At 67.5% G+C, this 19,830-nt stretch carries 16 protein-coding genes; 6 read left to right on the forward strand and 10 right to left on the reverse strand.

Going from position 1 to position 19,830, the window contains the following annotated elements:
- Positions 1-125: 125 nt before the first annotated feature.
- The gene (locus ABD05_RS29645; protein WP_047903485.1) at positions 126-905 is read left to right on the forward strand and encodes an alpha/beta fold hydrolase; all 780 of its coding nucleotides are present in this window, start codon (positions 126-128) and stop codon (positions 903-905) included.
- 35 nt (positions 906-940) lie between these two features.
- Here ABD05_RS29645 and ABD05_RS29650 read toward each other — a convergent pair whose 3' ends face one another.
- The 8 genes from ABD05_RS29650 to ABD05_RS29685 all read right to left on the reverse strand — a co-directional run bounded on the left by ABD05_RS29650 (position 941) and on the right by ABD05_RS29685 (position 10,273).
- Positions 941-1,768, reverse strand: a complete 828-nt coding sequence (locus ABD05_RS29650) for a M55 family metallopeptidase (protein ID WP_047903486.1) — start codon at positions 1,766-1,768, stop codon at positions 941-943.
- Positions 1,765-2,838, reverse strand: a complete 1,074-nt coding sequence (locus tag ABD05_RS29655) for a DmpA family aminopeptidase (protein ID WP_047903487.1) — start codon at positions 2,836-2,838, stop codon at positions 1,765-1,767. Before ABD05_RS29655 ends, ABD05_RS29650 begins: the two co-directional genes overlap by 4 nt.
- The gene (gene gsiD / locus ABD05_RS29660; RefSeq protein WP_047903488.1) at positions 2,838-3,731 is read right to left on the reverse strand and encodes a glutathione ABC transporter permease GsiD; all 894 of its coding nucleotides are present in this window, start codon (positions 3,729-3,731) and stop codon (positions 2,838-2,840) included. Before gsiD ends, ABD05_RS29655 begins: the two co-directional genes overlap by 1 nt.
- Before the next feature lie 7 nt (positions 3,732-3,738).
- Complete coding sequence (gene gsiC / locus ABD05_RS29665) at positions 3,739-4,659, reverse strand: glutathione ABC transporter permease GsiC (RefSeq protein ID WP_047903489.1); 921 nt, start codon at positions 4,657-4,659, stop codon at positions 3,739-3,741.
- A 67-nt stretch (positions 4,660-4,726) separates the two neighbouring features.
- Entirely contained in the window at positions 4,727-6,289 is a 1,563-nt protein-coding gene (gene gsiB, locus ABD05_RS29670; RefSeq protein WP_047903490.1) for a glutathione ABC transporter substrate-binding protein GsiB, read from the reverse strand.
- Between the two features lie 129 nt (positions 6,290-6,418).
- On the reverse strand, positions 6,419-8,314 hold the full coding sequence (locus ABD05_RS29675) for a dipeptide ABC transporter ATP-binding protein (protein WP_047903893.1): 1,896 nt from the start codon (positions 8,312-8,314) through the stop codon (positions 6,419-6,421).
- A gap of 25 nt (positions 8,315-8,339) precedes the next feature.
- On the reverse strand, positions 8,340-9,332 hold the full coding sequence (locus ABD05_RS29680) for an isoaspartyl peptidase/L-asparaginase family protein (RefSeq protein WP_047903491.1): 993 nt from the start codon (positions 9,330-9,332) through the stop codon (positions 8,340-8,342).
- Positions 9,329-10,273 (reverse strand): MurR/RpiR family transcriptional regulator, encoded by a 945-nt coding sequence (locus ABD05_RS29685; protein ID WP_082146287.1) that lies wholly within the window; start codon positions 10,271-10,273, stop codon positions 9,329-9,331. The genes ABD05_RS29680 and ABD05_RS29685 overlap by 4 nt, the downstream gene beginning before the upstream one ends.
- 468 nt (positions 10,274-10,741) lie before the next feature.
- Between ABD05_RS29685 and ABD05_RS29690 the strand changes: the two genes are divergently transcribed.
- The 5 genes from ABD05_RS29690 to ABD05_RS29710 all read left to right on the forward strand — a co-directional run bounded on the left by ABD05_RS29690 (position 10,742) and on the right by ABD05_RS29710 (position 18,571).
- Complete coding sequence (locus ABD05_RS29690) at positions 10,742-12,013, forward strand: MFS transporter (RefSeq protein ID WP_047903493.1); 1,272 nt, start codon at positions 10,742-10,744, stop codon at positions 12,011-12,013.
- Positions 12,014-12,040: 27 nt separating this feature from the next.
- On the forward strand, positions 12,041-14,461 hold the full coding sequence (locus tag ABD05_RS29695; RefSeq protein WP_047903494.1) for a glycoside hydrolase family 31 protein: 2,421 nt from the start codon (positions 12,041-12,043) through the stop codon (positions 14,459-14,461).
- Between the two features lie 109 nt (positions 14,462-14,570).
- Entirely contained in the window at positions 14,571-15,758 is a 1,188-nt protein-coding gene (locus ABD05_RS29700) for a porin (protein ID WP_047903495.1), read from the forward strand.
- Between the two features lie 415 nt (positions 15,759-16,173).
- On the forward strand, positions 16,174-18,195 hold the full coding sequence (locus ABD05_RS29705) for a BCCT family transporter (RefSeq protein ID WP_047903894.1): 2,022 nt from the start codon (positions 16,174-16,176) through the stop codon (positions 18,193-18,195).
- Between the two features lie 61 nt (positions 18,196-18,256).
- Positions 18,257-18,571, forward strand: coding sequence for a hypothetical protein (locus tag ABD05_RS29710; RefSeq protein WP_047903496.1), 315 nt, complete (start codon positions 18,257-18,259; stop codon positions 18,569-18,571).
- A gap of 77 nt (positions 18,572-18,648) precedes the next feature.
- Here ABD05_RS29710 and ABD05_RS29715 read toward each other — a convergent pair whose 3' ends face one another.
- The gene (locus ABD05_RS29715) at positions 18,649-19,068 is read right to left on the reverse strand and encodes a hypothetical protein (protein ID WP_141685048.1); all 420 of its coding nucleotides are present in this window, start codon (positions 19,066-19,068) and stop codon (positions 18,649-18,651) included.
- Positions 19,069-19,088: 20 nt separating this feature from the next.
- A complete protein-coding gene (locus tag ABD05_RS29720) occupies positions 19,089-19,826 on the reverse strand; it encodes an SDR family NAD(P)-dependent oxidoreductase (RefSeq protein WP_158361697.1) in 738 nt (245 codons plus the stop codon).
- Positions 19,827-19,830 lie beyond the last annotated feature (4 nt).

Here is a 19,830-nt window from a genome sequence, read left to right on the forward strand (position 1 = left end):
CAATGACCCGATATCGAAGGCGGGTCTCCCTCGATCCATCTACGATCCGCTCCACGCTTGCGCGACCTGACGGCCGCAAGACCCGTCGGCCTGATCGGCCGGATAACAACCTCATCGGAGCGGAGATGCCGAATACGTTTCATCGCGTGGGGGACGGCCCCCACCCTGTTCTCGTGCTGCACGGCTGGTTCGGCGACGCCCGCGCGTTCGAACCCGTCGAAGCGTGGCTGTCGCGCGACCGCTTCAGCTATGTGTTCATGGACTATCGCGGCTACGGCCGGATGCGCGACGCACGCGGCAACTACACGATCGACGAGATCGCCGCCGACACGCTCGCGCTCGCCGACATGCTCGGCTTCCCGACCTTCAGCCTCGTCGGCCATTCGATGGGCGGCATGGCGATCGAGAAAATCGCCGCCGTCGCGCCCGAACGCGTACGCGCGCTGGTGCCGATCGCGCCCGTGCCGTGCGGCGGCCTGCCATTCGACGCCGAGCGACGCGCGCTATTCGAGCGCGCCGCCGACACCCTCGCCGATCGCAGGACCATCATCGATCGCAGCACCGGCGGCCGGTTGCCCGCCGCCTGGGTCGAGTGGAAAGCCGCGTATTCGGCAGCCTGTTCGTCGGCGCCTGCGTTCTGCGCGTACTTCCGCGCGTGGGCCGATACGGATTTCAGCGACGAGATCGCGGGCATCCATCCGGTGAAAGTGCTGATCGGCGAACACGATCCGGCGTTCGACGCGGCGCTGATGGCGCGCACCTACCTGCGGCGCTATCCGTGCGCCACCGTCGAGGTGCTCCGCAACGCCGGCCACTATCCGATGAACGAGACGCCGCTCGCGCTGGTCGCGGCGATGGAAGCGTTCCTGCTCGCCGCGGCAGCACACCCCGTCGCCAGCGACTGACCCGCCGCACGCAAGCGGCATCGTTGCGGCGCGCATCACCTCAGCATGAACGACATCGCCGACAGGCTGTTCAGCGTGCGCACCACATGCTCGACCGACGGCCCGTCGAAGCGCAGCGTCACCGCATCGACGCGCTCGAGCGACGGCAGCACGCAGAACAGGTCGGCCAGCGCGGCCGTCTGCACGCGCAGCGTGCAAGCGGCCGGCGCGGGGCGATGTGCGCCCGCGCGACAACCGGACGACAGCGCCTGCACAACCGTCTCGCGCGCGGCGGTCGCGATGCGCGCACACGATGCGGCAGGCGTGAGCGTGTCGCCGCTCGATGCGCCACCGGCTGTCTTCACCGTCTCGAAACGCGCGTCCGGAAACAGCGGCTGCGTTTCCTCGGCGAACACGTCGTCGCCGGTTGCCAGTGCGACGTGCGCGCCATATTCGCGCGCCAGCGCGCCGTACAACCCGGCTTCACCGAGCTCGACGCCGTTCAGCCATACCTGCGTGAACGCGAAGCTGTTGATCGTGTGCGCGAGCACGCCGCGCGTCTGCGATTTCGCGTGATAGCCGATCATGAACACGAGGTCGGGCTGCTGCTCGAGGCCCGCCATCATCCCGAGCGTGCGCGGCTTGCCGAGCACGACGCGCGTGCGCGCATCGAGCCCGTCGGGCAGCAGGTTGCGATAGCCGCCATGCGAATCGTTGATCCAGACGGCCTGCGCGCCGCCCGCGAACGCGCCTTCGATCGCCGCGTTCGCTTCCGCGGTCATCCAGCGGCGCGCTCGCTCGTATTCCGGATTGCCGGCGCGCGTCTGCTCGGTGGCGAACACGCCGGCGACGCCTTCGATGTCGGTCGAAATCAGGATCTTCATGAATAGTTGGGACGGTGTGCGTTGAGCAGAGGGTCGAGGTCGGGAAGCGCGTCGCGCAGCGATTGCCGCACGTGGCCGTCGCGGCCGGTCACCGTCACGGCCTGCAGCAATGCATCGGCGATCGCGTGCTCGACGCTTTCGGCCGCGGCCATGAACAGCGGATCGAGCGCCGCATCGGCCACGAGGGCCGGCAGCGCGACATATGACGCGTCGTGCGCGATCGTGTATGCGGTCGAGAATGCGAGCGCGATGTCGCCGCTGCCGTGCCCGTAGACGGAACCCGTGCGGGCCAGCCCCGCGCCCGCGCGGCGCGCGAGCCGCGACAGTTGCCGCGCATCGAGCGGCGCATCGGTGGCGAGCAACAGGATGATCGAACCCTGCTCGGGCGGCGCCGCGTGCGCGGCCCCGGACGCCCGCCGTTGCGCGACGATGCGCCCGAGCGGCACGCCGCCGAGCGTCAGCATCGGCAGCCGGCCGAAATTCGCGAGCACGAGCGCGCCGACCGTATAGGGCCTGCCTGCCGCGACGGCGACGCGCGATGCCGAACCGATCCCGCCCTTCAGGTCGAAGCACGACATCCCCCGCCCGGCGCCCACCGCGCCGCGTGCGACGTCGTGCGACGCGGCGCGGCATGCGTCGTCGTAATGCGCGGCCGTCACCGCGAACGCCTGGATGTCGTTCAGGTAACCGTCGTTGCATTCGAACACGAGCGGGTTGACGGTCGGCCAGTCGCGGCCGATCTGCGGATTCGCGGCGATCGCCGCGCGGATCTGCGCCTGTGCAACCGCGCCGACACCGAACGTATTGGTCAGCGCGATCGGCGTATCGAGCGTGCCGAGTTCGTCGACCTGCACGAGCCCGACGCTCTTGCCGAAGCCGTTGATCACGGCCGCGCCGGCCGGCACCTTGCTGCGGTACACATCGCCCGGATGCGGTTTCACGACGGTCACGCCGGTCTGCACGTTGCCGGCATCGAGCGTGCAATGGCCGACCGTCACGCCCGGCACGTCGGCGATCGTGCCGCGCGGCCCGGCCGGCAGCGTCGCGGCCCACATCGGTGCAGCAGGCATCAACGGCGCTCCAGCTTCGGATCGAGCGCGTCGCGCAGCCCGTCGCCGAGCAGGTTGAACGCGAGCACGGTCAGGAAGATCGCGAGGCTCGGGAACACCGCGATGTGCGGCGCCGTCACCATGTCGGCACGCGCCTCGTTGAGCATCGCGCCCCACTCCGGCGTCGGCGGCTGCGCGCCGAGCCCGAGGAACGACAGGCTCGCGGCCGTGATGATCGACGTGCCGATCCGCATCGTGAAGTAGACGACGACCGACGACACGGTGCCCGGCAGGATGTGCCGCATGATGATCGTCCAGTCCGACGCGCCGATGCTGCGCGCGGCCTCGACGTAGGTCATGTGCTTGAGCATCAGCGTGTTGCCGCGCACGAGCCGCGCGAACGCCGGGATGCTGAAGATCGCGACCGCGCAGATCACGTTGACCATCCCGTTGCCGAGGATCGCGACCACGCCGATCGCGAGCAGGATGCCCGGGAACGCGAACAGCACGTCGGCGATGCGCATCGTGATGCGATCCCACCAGCCTTCGTAGTAGCCGGCGAGCAGCCCGAATACGGTGCCGATCAGCGCGCCGAGCGCGACCGAGAAGAAGCCGGCCGCGAGCGAGATGCGCGTGCCGGCGACGATCCGGCTGAAGATGTCGCGGCCGAGCGAATCGACGCCGAACCAGTGCACGGCCGACGGCCCCGCGTTCAGCGCGTCGTAGTCGAAATAGTTTTCCGGATCGAACGGCACGATGTGCGGGCCGACGAATGCCAGCACGACGAGCGCCAGCACGAAGCCGCCCGCGACGAGCGCCACCGTCTGCTTGCGGAACTTGCGCCAGAATTCGCGCCACGGCGTGCGGATCGCGGTCGATGCGGCCGGTGCCGCGGTCTGGACAGTCGCGTTCATGCTCGCCTCACTTGAACCGGATGGTCGGGTTGATGACCGCGTACAACACGTCGACGGTCAGGTTGATCAGGATGAACTCAAGCGAGAACAGCAGCACGATCGCCTGGATCACCGGGTAGTCGCGCATCGTCACCGCGTCGACGAGCAGGCGCCCGAGCCCCGGCCAGTTGAACACGGCCTCGACGACGATCGAGCCGCCGAGCAGGAAGCCGAACTGCAGCCCCATCATCGTGACGACCGGGATCATCGCGTTGCGCAGGCAGTGCTTGAGCACGACCATCGGCTCGTGCACGCCCTTCGCTCGCGCGGTGCGCACGAAATCCTCGTTCAGCACCTCGACGAACGACGCGCGCGTGAAGCGCGCCATCACGGCCGCGACCGCGGCGCCGAGCGTCAGCGACGGCAGCACGTAGCTCTTCCACGTGCCGTCCGGCACGACCGGCAGCCAGCCGAGCTTCACCGAGAAGATCTCCATCAGCAGCATGCCGAGTGCGAACGCGGGAAACGAGATGCCCGACACCGCGATCGTCATCCCGATGCGGTCGGGCCAGCGATTGCGCCACACCGCCGACGCGATCCCGATCGCCATCCCGAACAGCGTCGCCCACACCATGCTGACGAGCGTCAGCAGCAGCGTCGGCATGAAGCGCTCGCCGATCTCGGTCGATACCGGCCGCTTGCTGCGGGTCGACATGCCGAAATCGCCGTGCGCGATCTTCATGAAGAAATTCGCGAACTGGGTTGGCATCGGCTTGTCGAGGCCGAGATCGGCGCGCACGAGCGCGACCGTCGCGTCGTCGGCTTCGGGGCCGGCCGCGAGCCGCGCCGGATCGCCCGGCAGCAGGTGCACGAACATGAACACCAGCACCGCGACGATCGCGAGCGTGGGCAGCAGGCCGAACAGGCGTTTGACGAGGAAATTCAGCATGGGGCACCGATCGGGTCAACGCGCCGGCGGATTGCGCCGCCGGCGTCGCGTGGCGGGCAAACCGCCGTCATTTCAGCGAGATCTCGTCGAAGTTGAACGAGCCGTCCGGCATCACGTACGCGCCCTGCAGCCGCTTGCTGCGTGCATACACGATCTTCTCCTGCACGAGGAAGATCCACGGCGCATCGGCCCAGATCTGCTTCTGCGCGTCGCTGTAAAGTTCGGCCTTCTTCGTGCGATCGACTGTCTCGAGCGCCTTCGTGAGATCGCCGTCGACCGCGTCGTTCTTGTAGTACGCGGTATTGACGAGCTTCGGCGGCGCCGACGCGGCGGCGAGCAGCGGCGTGATCGCCCAGTTCGCCTCGCCCGTCGACGACGACCAGCCGATGTAGTACATCCGCACCGGCGCCTTCGCCGGATCCGGCGCGCTCTCGACCTTCGCGACGCGCTCGCCGGCTTCCAGCGCCTGCACCTGCACCTTCACGCCGACCTGCGCGAGTTGCTGCTGCACGAACTGGATCGCCTTCTGCGACGTCGAGTTGTTATATGCGGACCACAGCGTCGTCTCGAAGCCGTTCGGATAACCGGCCTCCTTCAGCAGCGCGCGCGCCTTCGCCGGGTCGTACGGCCAGGGGCCGAGCTTCGTCGCGTAGTCCACACCCTGCGGCACCACGCCGGTGGCCGGCGTCGCGAAACCGGAGAACGCGACCTTCGCGAGCGCCTCCTTGTTTACCGCGTAGTTCAGCGCCTGGCGCACCTTCGGGTTGTCGAACGGCTTCTGCAGCGTATTCAGCGACACGAAGCGCTGCACGATCGATGCCCGCTCGACGACATCCACCTTCGGGTTGCCCTTCAGGTCGGCCGCCTGCTCGAACGGAATGCGGAACGCGAAATCCGCTTCGCCCGTCTTCATCAGCGCCGCGCGCGTGTTGTTGTCGACCACCGGCTTCCAGTCGATCGCGTCGATCTTCGGGTAACCCTTCTTCCAGTAGCCGGCGAACTTCTTCACCTTCAGGTCGTCGGTCTGCTTCCATTCGACGAACTCGAACGGACCGGTACCGACCGGATGCAGCGCGATGTCGCGGCCCCACTTCTTCATCGCGGCCGGCGAGATCATCACGGCCGAAGGGTGCGCGAGCGTGTTGATGAACGCCGAGAACGGCTCGCGCAGCGTGACCTTCACCGTGTACGGATCGACGACCTCGGTCTTCTCGATCACGCGGAACATGTTGTAGCGCTTCAGGTGGTTCGCGGGATCGGTCACGCGGTCGAAGTTCGCCTTCACGGCCGCCGCGTTGAAATCGGTGCCGTCATGGAACTTCACGCCCTGGCGCAGCTTGATCGTGTAGGTCTTCGCATCGGCGCTCGCGTCGTAGCTCGTCGCCAGCACGTTGACGAGCTTCATGTCCTTGTCGAAGCCGACCAGCCCCTGGTAGAACGACTTGACGACGGCCTGCGACACCGTGTCGTTCGCGTCGTACGGGTCCATCGTCGTAAACGTCGAATCCACCGCCATCACTGCGGTCTGCTGCGCGAACGCGGGCACCGCGGCCGACAGCGCGAACGCGCCGGCACCCGCAGCGAGCAGCGCGCGCGGACGGAACATCGGGAACGAATACGGCTTGTTCATCTTGTTGGGCTCCTGTGGATGATTCGGTAACGCATGGTTGAAATCGCGGCGTGACTGCCCCCGCTCGGGATAAAGACGCCGTTGCCTCGCTCGTGCGCAGCTGCGGTCCATATGCGACCTCCCGCGCGTTCAGTACGCGCCGCCGACGCGATGCGTCGCGACGTAGTGATCGGGACCGACCGCGACGAGCGGCGCAACCACCGGCTCGTCGCCGACCGCGCGGATCGGGCTCGGGATCTCGTCCGCCGCGAGCTGGCGCGGCGCATGCCGGCGCGCGGGATCGGCCACGGGCACCGCGCTCATCAGCTTCTTCGTGTACGGATGCTGCGGCGCTTCGAACACCGCGCGGCGCGGGCCGATCTCGACGATCTGGCCGAGATACATCACCGCGACGCGATGGCTGATGCGCTCGACGACGGCCATGTCGTGCGAGATGAACAGGTACGCGACGCCGAGTTCGCGCTGCAGGTCGAGCATCAGGTTGACGATCTGCGCCTGCACCGACACGTCGAGCGCCGACACCGATTCGTCGGCGATCACGACCTTCGGGTTCAGCGCGAGCGCACGTGCGATCGCGATCCGCTGGCGCTGGCCGCCCGAGAATTCGTGCGGGTAACGACGCGCGGCCTCGGGCGGCAGGCCGACCTTGTCGAGCAGCCAGTCGACGCGCGCCTGCGCTTCGCGGCCGCTCGCGACGCCGTGCACGAGCAGCGGCTCCATGATCGAGAAACCGACCGTGAGACGCGGGTTCAGCGACGCGAACGGATCCTGGAAGATGAACTGGATGTTCCGGCGCAGCGCCTGCAGGTCCGGGCCCTTCAGCGCGCTGATGTCGCGACCGTCGAATTCGATCGAGCCGCTCCGCGACTCGACGAGGCGCAGCAGCGAGCGGCCGGTGGTCGACTTGCCGCAGCCCGACTCGCCGACCAGCGCGAGCGTCTCGCCCGCGCGCAGCTCGAAGCTCACGCGCTCGACCGCATGCACGTACTGCGACACGCGGCCGAACACGCCGCTCTTCACCGGAAAGCGCGTGACGAGATCGCGTACGCGCAGGATCGGCGGCGCGGCCTGATCGACGGGCGGCTGCACATCGTGGTTCGCCCCAGGCGCCGGTGCCGCGGCGCTCGCGCCGTCCACCTTCAGCAGCGGGAATTTCTCGGGCGCATCGGTGCCCTGCATCGAGCCGAGCCGCGGCACGGCCGCGAGCAGCGCACGCGTGTAGCGATGCGCGGGCGCCGCGAAGATGCGGTCCGACTCGCCCTCCTCGACCTTCTCGCCGCGATACATCACGAGCACGCGGTCGGCCACCTCGGCCACCACGCCCATGTCGTGCGTGATGAAGATCACGCCCATGTTCATCTCGTCCTGCAGCCCGCGAACCAGTTGCAGGATCTGCGCCTGGATCGTCACGTCGAGCGCGGTCGTCGGCTCGTCGGCGATCAGCAGCGCGGGCCGGCACGACAGTGCCATCGCGATCATCACGCGCTGCCGCATCCCGCCGGACAACTGGTGCGGATAGCGCACGAACACGCGGCGCGCTTCCGGGATGCGCACGAGATCGAGCAGCCGCAGCGCTTCCGCGCGTGCTTCGGCCGCGCTCTTCGACTGGTGGAGCGCGATCGCCTCGCTGATCTGGTCGCCGACCGTGAACACCGGGTTCAGCGACGTCATCGGCTCCTGGAAGATCATCGCGATGTCCGAGCCGCGGATGCCGCGCATCGTCGCGGCGTTCGCCTGCACCAGATCGACGAGCGCGCCGCCGCGGCGCCGGAACGCAATCCGGCCGCCCGTGATCGCGCCGCCGCCATGCTCGACGAGCCGCATCAGCGCGAGCGACGTGACTGACTTGCCGGAACCCGATTCGCCGACGATCGCGAGCGTCTCGCCGCGATCGACGTGAAACGACACGTTGCGCACCGCGTCGAACGTCGCGCCTTCGCGGCGGAACGTGACCGACAGGTCGTCCACGGCGACGACGCGCTGCTCGGGCAGCGCCAGGCCCGACGGGTTACGGCTCGAAGTCATGCGGTTCTCCTCGTGCGATCCGGAATCAGGCTGCGTCGTCGCGATAGATGCCGACGACAGGCGCTTCGCCCACACGCGCGTAGCCTCGGTACATCCCTTCGGTGTTGAACGGCATCGCGACGTTGCCGTGCGCGTCGACCGCGATGATCCCGCCGCGGCCCGCCAGGCGCGACAGCTTGTTCATCACGACGTCGTGCGCGGCGTCGGCCAGCGATGCGCCGCGATACGCGATCTGTGCGGCAACGTCATGCGCGGTCGCGAGCCGGATGAACATCTCGCCGGTGCCCGTCGACGATACCGCGCAGGTCGCGTCGTCCGCGTAGCAGCCGGCGCCGATGATCGGCGAATCGCCGACACGCCCCGGCTGCTTGTTCGTGATGCCGCCCGTCGACGTCGCCGCCGCGATGTGGCCGTGCAGGTCGCACGCGACCGCGCCGACCGTACCGTGCTTACGATCCGGATCGAGCGGCTCGGCCGGCTGCGGCTGCGATGCGCCGAACGCGAACGTCGCCGCATCGTGATCGAGCATCATGCCGGCCGCCGCACGCGCCTTGAGCCACTGCGCATGGCGCGCTTCGGTGTCGAAGTAGCCGGGTTCCGCGAGTTCGAGCCCTTGCGCGGCCGCGAACGCATCCGCTCCCGCGCCGGCAAACAGAACGTGTTCGCTTGCCTCCATCACGCGCCGTGCGGCAAGCACGGGATTGCGCACGCGCGTCGCGCAGCAGATCGCGCCGGCATCGAGCGTCGCGCCATCCATGATCGCCGCGTCGAGTTCGTGCTTGCCTTCGGCCGTGTACACCGCGCCGCGCCCGGCGTTGAACAGCGGGCAGTCCTCGAGCATCCGCACCGCGACGGTGACGGCGTCGAGCGCGCTGCCGCCGTCGGCCAGCACCTGCTGCGCGGCCTGCAGGATCGCGGTCAGTTCGGCACGGTACCGACGTTCGGTGTCGGTATCCATCGCATCGCGCAGGATCGTGCCTGCGCCGCCGTGAATCGCGACGATCGCGGTTGAAGTCATGATTTTTTCGGACGGGTGGAAGAAGGGTTGGCGGCCTGCAGCGCCGCTTGCGGCTGCACGAGCCACGGCAGCAGGAATTCGGTCATCTCGGCGGCAGATTTCGCGGACCGGTGCGTGCGCAGCGCGACCGCATCGATCAGCGCCTCGATCATCGTGAGCACGGCCGCCTCCGACGTGGCCGCGAAGCGCCGTTCGGCCTTGACGTACAGGTTCAGCGACGCGATCGGCGCAAGCGGCGATTGCGGGCCGTCGGAGATGCCGAGCACGCGCGCGCCGCGCGCCGCCGCGCGGCGGGCCAGCTCGATCGTGTCCTTCACGTAGCGCGGAAACGCGAGCGCGATCACGAGATCGCGCGAGTCGGCCGTATACAGGCGCCGCGCCGCATGCGACGGGCCGCCGAGCAGCGCGAGCGACTGTACGCTGTCGTGGCACACGGACAGCCCGTGCTCCATCAGCCCGGTGAGAAACGCGCTCGACCCCGCACCGAGGATCAGCACGCGCCGCGCGCCGACGATCGCCTCGACCGCGGCCTCGACATCGGCCGCGTCCAGTTGCGCGCGCGTGTTCTCGATGTTCGCGACAGCCTGGTCGAACACCGCGTCGATCCATGCGGCACCGCGTACGCCGGGCTCCTGCTCCTGCGCCGAGCGCAGCCGTTCGACCGGCCCGAGCGTCGCCTCGAAGCCGCGCACGAGCGCCGCGCGCATCGCCGGATAGCCGTCGAAGCCGAGCGCCTTCGCGAAGCGGTTCGCGGTCGCGATCGACGCATTCACGGCCTGCGCGAGTTCATCGATCCGCATCGTCGCCGCGCGAAACGGATTCGCGAGCACGAATTCGCCCATGCGCCGATGGATCGGCGTCATCAACGGCATCGCCGACGCGATCCGCTCGGCGATCGCGGGTTCGTCGTGACTGGCGTCGTGCTGATCGAGAGGCGTCATGCGAATGGTCATTGCAAGGTGGATGAAAATCAATTTACACAATCCGCAGCCGAGAAAAAAATAAATTTTCATCAGAGTTGTCACGGCTCATCCGTCGTCCACCGATCGCCCGGCCATCGCACAGCCCCGCCGCACGGGCATCCGGCACGCAACCGCCGTGCCTCTCTGCGCACGCCGTTGCCCCTGCCCTCGGGAAAACCCCGATCATGTTCGTTCGAATGCAAATTCACGTTGACCGGATTCGAATTCGAACATAGGATGCTCGAAAATGATCAGTCGTCAGATAACATCCGTATCCGACGACGACGAAATGTTCGCTCGAACAGCGGAATTTCGATATAAGCCGGTAAAATCGGCGCCTATCAAGATCGGACATCGTATGAATAAGCCGATAAAGCCGGCCTGACCGGACGGCTTGCATGGATCAGGCAGGTGCCGCATGCCCGCCCTGCCCAACAGGAGACAGTAGTGAAAACAGTCAAGGCGTTGCGCTGGTGGATCATCGTGCTCGTATGTCTCGGCACGATCCTCAACTACCTCGCACGGAACTCCCTCGCGGTGCTCGCCCCCGAGCTGAAGCAGGTATTCGCGATCTCGACGCAGCAGTATTCGTACATCGTCGGCGCGTTCCAGATCGGCTACACGATCATGCAGCCCGTGTGCGGGTTCATCGTCGACCTGATCGGGCTGCGGCTCGGGTTTGCGCTGTTCGCGATGCTGTGGTCGGTGGTCGGCGTCGCGCACGGCTTCGCGTCGGGCTGGCTGTCGCTCGGCATCCTGCGCGGCTTTCTCGGGCTGTTCGAGGCCGCCGCGATTCCGTCGGGGATGAAGGCCGTCGCCGAATGGTTTCCCGATCGCGAGAAATCCGTCGCGGTCGGCTACTTCAATGCGGGCACGTCGCTCGGCGCCGCGATCGCGCCGCCGCTCGTCGTGTTCATCTCGATGCGGTTCGGCTGGCAGTCGGCGTTCATGGTCACCGGCGCGCTCGGCTTCGTGTGGGCCGCGCTCTGGTACACGCAGTACCGTTCGCCGGCCGATCATCCGCGCATCACGCCGCAGGAGCGCGCGCTGATCCGCGACGGCCAGGCAACCCTGCCGTCCGTGTCGAAGCGCCGCATCCGCGACGTCGTCACCGCGCGGCGCTTCTGGGCCATCGCGCTGCCGCGCTTCTTCGCCGAACCCGCATGGCAGACCTTCAGCTTCTGGATTCCGCTGTACCTCGCGACCGAGCGCCACATGCCGCTCGCGCAGATCGCGATCTTCGCGTGGATGCCGTTTCTCGCGGCCGACGCCGGCGGCATCGCGGGCGGCTATCTGTCGCCGTATCTCGCCAACCGATTCAAACTGCCGCTCGTGTGGTCGCGCGTCGCCGGCGTCGCGCTCGGCGCGGTGCTGATGCTCGGGCCCGCGATGATCGGTCTCGTGTCGTCGCCGTACACGGCCATCGCGCTGTTCTGCGTCGGCGGCTTCGCGCACCAGATGATCTCCGCGCTCGTCAACACGCTGTCGGCCGACGTGTTCGATTCCGAGGAAGTCGGCACCGCGAGCGGCTTCGCCGGGATGGCCGCGTGGATCGGCGGGCTCGGTTTCTCGCTGCTGGTCGGCGCGCTCGCCGACAAGATCGGCTATGCGCCGCTGTTCGCGTGCCTCGGCCTGTTCGACATCATCGGCGTTACGCTGCTCGCGGTGCTGATCCGCGGGCAGTCGAAGCAGGAACGCCTGCTCGCACGGCACGCCTGACATTCGCTTTCACCAGGAATCGCATTCATGACTTCGCTTCTTCATCCGCCCGTGTTCCGCATCGCCGGCCGGCACGCCAACCGCCTGCTGCTCGCGTCCGACGCGGGCGCGACCCTCGAGATCTTCGTGCTCGAGGACGACATCGTCCGTGTGCGCGTGCTGCCCGACGCGACGGCACGCAACCCGCGCACATGGTCGATCGCGCCGGGCCTCGACGACGTGCCGCTCGACGGGCGCGACCGCGTCGACCTGGACGGCTTCGCGCTGCCGTCCTATAGCCTCGTCGAAGACGACGACGGCCTGCGCATCGAAACCGCGCAGATCCGGCTCGCGGTGCGCTGGCAAGGCGGCCATTGCACGTGGTCGATGCGCGGCGCGGACGGCGCATGGCGCGTCGCGCTCGCCGACCGCGCGACGCAGGCATACAACTTCGGCTGGTGGGACGATCGCGCGTATCACTACGTCGCCCGCGAGCGCGGCGACAAGGTGTTCGGCCTCGGCGAACGCGCGGGCGACCTCGACCGCACGGGCGCGCGCTTCGAGATGCGCAACATCGACGCGATGGGCTACAGCGCGAAACACACCGACCCGCTGTACAAGCACATCCCGTTCTACATCACGTGGTCGCCCGCTGCGTGCCAGGGGTTCGGCCTGTTCTACGACACGCTGTCGGATTGCTCGTTCGACATGGGCCGCGAGCTCGACAACTATCACGGCCCGTACCGCTATTTCGTCGCCGAGCACGGCGATCTCGACTACTACTTCATCGCATCGCCCGATACGCCGCTCGCGGCCGCGCGGCGCTTCACGTGGCTCACCGGACGCCCCGCGCGCACGCCGAAATGGGGCCTCGGTTATTCGGGCTCGACGATGAGCTACACCGATGCGCCGGACGCGCAGCAGCAGATGAACCAGTTCGTCGAGCAGTGCGACGCGCACGACATCCTGTGCGATTCGTTCCACCTGTCGTCTGGCTATACGTCGATCGGCGCGAAGCGCTACGTGTTCAACTGGAACCGCGACAAGTTTCCCGACGCGAAGGGTTTCGTGAAGCACTACCGCGACCACGGCATCCGCCTGTGCGCGAACATCAAGCCGTGCCTGCTGCGCGACCATCCCGCATTCGACGATGCCGCAAAACGCGGGCTGCTGATCCGCTCGGCGTCCGGCGAGCCTGCATGGGTGCAGTTCTGGGACGAGGTCGGCGCGTATCTCGACTTCACGCAGCCGGACGCGTACCGCTGGTGGCGCGAGCAGGTCACGTCGGCGCTGCTCGAGTACGGGATCGAGTCGACCTGGAACGACAACAACGAATACGAGATCTGGTCGCCCGACGCGATCGCGCACGGCTTCGGCCGGCCGTTCCCCGCGCGCGAGGCGAAGGTGCTGCAGACGATGCTGATGATGCGTGCGTCGCGCGACGCGCAGCGCGCGCATGCGCCGGCGCAGCGGCCGTTCCTCGTGTCGCGCTCCGGCGGCGCCGGCATGCAGCGCTACGTGCAGACCTGGTCCGGCGACAACTACACGTCGTGGGAAACGCTGCGCTACAACCTGAAGATGGGCCTCGGGCTCGCGCTGTCGGGCGTGTCGAACATCGGCCACGACATCGGCGGCTTCTCCGGGCCCGCGCCGTCACCCGAGCTCCTGCTGCGCTGGGTGCAGTTCGGCATCTTCATGCCGCGCTTCAGCATCCATTCGTGGAATGACGACGGCACCGTCAACGAACCGTGGATGTACCCGGAGATCGCCGCGCAGGTCGCGTCGCTGATCAAGCAGCGCTACCGGCTGCTGCCCTACCTCTATCACCTGCTGTGGCTGTCGACGACCCGCTACGAGCCCGTACTGCGGCCGACCTTCGCCGATTTCCCGGCCGATGCGCGCTGCTACGACGAGTGCGACGACATGATGCTCGGCGACGCGCTGCTGGTCGCGCCCGTCGTCGATCCCGGTCGCACGGAACGCACGGTCTACCTGCCGTCGGGCGCGCGCTGGACGTGCTGCGCGAGCGCGCAGTCGTTCGACGGCGGCACGAGCGTGACGCTGCCCGCGCCGCTCGATACACCGGTGATGCTGCTGCGCGAAGGCCGCGTGCTGCCGCTGAACGTCGCGGCACAGCATTTCGGTGCGCGCGCCGACACGCGAGGCTTCCTCGTCGCGCCGCGCATCGAGGACGGCGTCGCGTACGGCGAATGCGTCGAGGACGACGGCGAGACGGAAGCATGGCGCGACGGCGAATACGGACTGTGGCGCATCGAGACCGGCCGCGAGGCGTCGGGCGTGCTCGGCGTGTCGGTCCGCTGGGACGGCCGCCCGGCCCGCCCGGCCGACCGCGTCGAGATCCTGCTGCCCGCGTCGCTGCAAGGCTCGGTCGCCGTCCGCGGCGCGCGCGTCGAACAGGAAGCGCAGGACGGCGCATGGCGCCGCATCGTCGTCGCGTTCGATAGCTGACCGCGCACGCCGCACCGATCAGGCGGGCCGTTCGCGCGGTCCGCCACCCGCCACAGAGGAGGTCTCCGAACCTCCCGCCCCCTTTGAACAAAGAGTCTGGAGGTCAACAATGAAAGCATCCGTCAATCGCTATGCAATCCTTATTTTATCGTCCGCGTCCCTCGGTTCGGCTGCCGCCCACGCGCAGAGCAGCGTGACGCTGTACGGTGTCGTCGACGATTCGCTCGCGTACGTGAACAACCAGCAGGGCCACTCGAACCTCTACATGCGCGACGGCAACCTGTATGCGTCGAAGTTCGGGCTGCGCGGCGACGAGGATCTCGGCGGCGGCACGCACGCGATCTTCGACCTGCAGTCCGGCTTCAACCTGAACAACGGCGCGCAGGCCGCCGCCGGCACGATCTTCAATCGCCAGGCATTCGTCGGCCTGCGCAACGATCACTACGGCACGCTGACGGCCGGCCGCCAGTACACGCCCTACTTCCTGTTCGTCGGCCCGTACGCGTCGAGCAGCTGGCTGACCGGCGCGACGGGCGCGCATCCGGGCGACATCGACGGCCTCGACACGACGATCCGCGTGAACAATTCGGTTACCTATACGTCGCCGACCTTCGCCGGGCTGAGCGCCAGCGCGATGTACGCATTCGGCGGCATTGCCGGTGCGACCGGCAAGGGCAACACGTTCAGCGCCGCGCTGCGCTATGCGAACGGGCCGATCGGGATCGCGGCCGGTTACCTGCGCATCAACAGCTCGGGCTCGGCCGCCGGCTTCCAGAACCCGGCCACCGCGTCGTCGGGCAGCTTCGCGGTGTCCGTGCTGAACCAGGGCTACCTGACCGCGAAGGCCATCGAACACGTTGCGGCAGCCGGCAACTACACGCTCGGCAACCTGACGATGGGCGTCAACTATTCGAACGTGAAGTACCTGCCCGGCAACGGTTCCGTATTCACCGACACGGCCGTGTTCAACACCTACGGCGCGCTGGCCGCATACCGCTTCACGCCGGCGTTCTCGGTGGCCGGCGCGTTCGCGTACACGCTCGCGTCGAAGGCGAACGGCGTCGCGAACGCGGCCCGCTACCAGCAGTATTCGCTGAAGGAGTCGTACAGCCTGTCGAAGCGCACGACGCTCTATGCGCTGCAGGCGTACACGCATTCGAGCGGGCAGACGCTCGGCGCGCAAGGCGCCGGCCACATCATCGACGCGGCGCCGATCGTCGGCGATTCGCAGCAGCTCACGCCGGCGACGACGCACGGCCAGTTCGTCGGCATGGCCGGGATCGCCGTCACGTTCTGAGCGCCCCCGGACCTGTCGCTTCGCGCCAGGCACCCCCGAGGGGGTCATCCCCCAAGGGGACTTCCTCCGGGGCGGAAAACTTGGGGCGGCCCAGCGTTTTCTTGAGAACCCGCACGGCAGCGCCTTCAGCGCGCTGCCTTCGCCCCGGACGATGCGCATTGCACGCGCGCCGTCCGGGCGCCCGAGGCCCGGCGCCCGCCGCGCTTTCCACGTCCCGTCCCCACGCCGCGCGAACCGCGCGGTTTTCCTCGATCGCCCCGATACCTTACAATCCGTCAGGCTCATCTCTCCTGCATGCCCCTTCTTGCAGTCCTGACACCGCGGTACACTCGACGCACGCCGTATCAGGGTCCGACGCGCCACATGCGCGCCGGGCGGCGTCGCGCCTCGTTGCGCCCACAACTGGATGCCCGACATGCCAGATTCCCGCCCCTCGCCCCGCACGACATTCAAGCCGCAGGTCGTCCTGCCCGCGCTCGCGGTCATCGGCGCGCTGCTCGTCGTGTGCGCGTTGCTCCCGAGCGAAGCCGGCGCGCTGTTCTCCGCCGGCCAGCAATGGGTCATCGCGCGCTTCGACTGGTTCTACGTGCTGGCCGTCACCGGCTTCCTCGTGTTTCTCGTACTGATCGCCGCGAGCGATTTCGGCAACATCCGCCTCGGCCCGGACGACGCCGAACCCGAATTCAGCTTCATGTCGTGGACGGCGATGCTGTTCGCGGCCGGCATGGGCATCGGGCTCATGTACTTCGGCGTCGGCGAGCCGATGCAGCATTTCCTGAAACCGCCGACGGTCGACCCCGGCACGCACGCCGCCGCGCGCGAGGCGATGCTGATGACCTTCTTCCACTGGGGCTTCCATGCGTGGGCAATTTACGGGCTGATGGGGCTCGTGCTCGCGTATTTCGGCTTTCGCTACAACCTGCCGCTGACGTTGCACTCGGGGCTGTATCCGGTGCTGCGCGAGCGCATCAACGGCTGGATCGGTCACACGGTCGACGCGTTCGCGCTGGTCGGCACCGTCGCCGGCATCGCGACGACGCTCGGCTACGGGGTGATGCAGATCAGCGCGGGCCTGCATACGGTCGCCGGCTGGGACACGGGCAGCAATGCGTTTCGCATCGGGCTCGTCGCGCTCGTCGTGATCCTCGCAGGGCTGTCGGCCGCAAGCGGCCTCGACAAGGGCGTGCGGCGGCTGTCCGAACTGAACCTGCTGCTCGCGTTCCTGCTGCTCGCATTCGTGGCCGTCGCGGGCCCGACGGCGTTCCTGCTGCGCGCGCTCGGCGACAACATCGGCCAGTACCTGTCGAATCTCGTCGACCTGTCGTTCCGCACCTATGCGTATGCGTCGCCGCGCGAGGAAGGCTGGTTCGGCGGCTGGACGATCCTCTACTGGGCGTGGTGGGTATCGTGGTCGCCGTTCGTCGGCATGTTCATCGCGCGCATCTCGCGCGGCCGCACGATCCGCCAGTTCGTGATCGGCGTGCTGCTCGTGCCGACCGCGTTCAACCTCGTGTGGATGACCGTGTTCGGCAACAGCGCAATCTGGCTCGATACGCACGGCGCGGCCGGCGCGCTCGCGCAGACGGCCACCAGCGTCGATGCGCTGCTGTTCCGTTTCTTCGATTTCCTGCCGTTGTCGCAAGGGCTGTCGATCGCAGCGATCGTGCTGATCGCGGTGTTCTTCGTCACGTCCGCCGATTCGGGCGCGTTCGTGATCGACCAGATCGCGACGCGCGGCAGCGCGCACTCGCCGGCCTGGCAACGGCTGTTCTGGGCCGCGCTGCTCGGCGTGACGGCCGCGGTGCTGCTCGTCGCCGGCGGGCTCGGCGCGCTGCAGGCGATGACGCTGATCGCCGCGCTGCCGGTCGCCATCATCATGCTCGCGCTCTGCTACGGGCTGTGGCGCGGGCTCGCGGCCGACCGCGCGCACTATTCGCAGGACATCGCGCCCGCGACGAGCTACTGGACCGGCCAGCACTGGCGCCACCGCCTGACGCACATCCTGCGGCAGACGACCGAGGCCGAGGCGCGCCAGTTCGTCGCCGAGACGGTCGAGCCTGCGCTGCGCAAAGTTGCCGACGAACTGCGCGCGAGCGGCGTCGATGCGCACGTACAGCGCGACAGCGACGACGCCGTGCGGCTCACCGTGCCGACTGCCGAGCACCGCGATTTCGTGTACGGCGTGCGCGTGACGGTGAAATCCGCGGCCGCGTTCCTGGTGCGCGAAGCAGCCGAGCCGGACGCGGCGCGTGCGCACGTGTACGGAATCGTCACGTTCTTCGAGGACGGGCGGCTCGGCTACGACGTCGAATACCTGCGCGGCGACGAAGTGATCGCCGACGTGCTGCGCCAGTACGAACGCTATGTGTCGCTCGCGGCCGACAAGCGCACGCACCTGCTGAGCCGCGCGCCGGGGCACGCGACGGAGGCCGAATGAGCGCGCACGCCGCAGCCTTTGCTGCACCGCGCCGATCCGGCACGTTCGACGGAGCCGCGCGATGAACGCGCTCCTGCAAAGCCGCTCCGCCGACATCGCCGCGCTCGGCACGCTCGCCGTGCTTTATCTCGGCGGAGCCGGCATCGCGCTGTGGCGGATCCGGGCCGCGGCGCCGCGCGGCAAGCTCTACTGGATCGTCTGCATGGTGTTGCTGGCCGGCGGCGCGATCGCGATGGGCGGCAACCTGTCGCCCGTGCCGAACAGCGGTGAAATGCCGCCCGGCTTCGCGCTCGGCGTCGAGGCCGTCCTGCTTGGCCTCGTGCTGGTTGCCGGAGGTTGCGCGTGGCTGATGCTGCGCAACCGGCCGCCGCGATGACAACGGGTTACGACTTGCTTGCGCACCGCGTAGCGCCGCAGCCGCAGCCGCAGCCGCACACGCGACGCGGCTCGGCCTCAGCCTGCGACCTGTCGTCCGCGCGTGGCTGGCCCACCTTGCCGGAACTCCAGAATGCCAATCACGGCAAGAATCGCCGCCAGGCCGAACAAAACAGGCGTGGCGCCTTGTATGACTGCCCATATCTGGCAGAGTACGACCATCAATCTCAGCCAGGCATCAAGACGCGCCAACTCTCGGCCAGGATTGCGCAAGCGTGCCAGCGCCCAAATCACATACGCACACCCGCCGAGATTAATCAGGAAATGCGCCGTCGGATCGAGCGATTCGAATCGAGTATTGAACCCGAGTGCTTCATCCAGCGCCTGAATCGCTGACAACACATACGCCAGTGAAATGGGAACGGCCAATGCAACGGTAGCAAGCAGATCGTAGATTGCACCGACTTGCACAACGCGTTTGTCGAAAGTGGAAATCATGTTGGGGCCTCGGTAGAACATCATGCAAGAAGAGGAATCAGTTCCCGAATCTCGTGAAATTGACCAGATACGACGCCCAGGCGGTCTCGCTGATCAACGACCGCAGCCACATGAACAGCTCTGTCCTGGGCGCTCACCAGATATCCAGGCTGCAACGCTCGCTCTCGCAATGCACATAGCTCCGGGAAACTCGGGCCCGCCTTCCTCACGGCAGCGGCAAGATCCGTATCGACCGAGCACAATCCCAGTACCGCAAAGAACACCTCGGGATTCTCCTGCCGATAGACCTGCGCCAATGTATTCAGCGCGGCTTTCGACACCGCGTAGGACAACATGCCCGCACGTGGGCGTATCGCCGATATGGACGAAGAAATCACGATGCACTCGGGCTTTTTCGCCCGCGTGAAACAAACATCGAGTATCGCTTTGTTCGCGAGCAGATTCAACGCGAGCACGTCCTCGAACTGACTCGGCGTCGTCTCATGCGCAAGTCGCGGCGCATCGCCAAATTTCCCAGCATTGAGGAAGACGATTTCGGGCGGCGCATGGCCGACCTGATCCAGCAAACGACTCGCCACCTCCTGAGCCTCATGAAGATTCCGCATGTCGCAAGCCGCGAAATGCATATTGGGATGACCTGCAAGTTCGCCGGGTGGGCGTCTCGACATCCCGCACACCTGATAGCCTCGCTCAAGATAAAGCCTTGCCAACGCCTTGCCAATGCCGGCGCTGACGCCAGTCACCAGAATAGATTTCATAGAA

The organism is Burkholderia pyrrocinia (assembly GCF_001028665.1).
In the GTDB taxonomy this organism is placed as follows: Bacteria; Pseudomonadota; Gammaproteobacteria; order Burkholderiales; family Burkholderiaceae; genus Burkholderia; species Burkholderia pyrrocinia.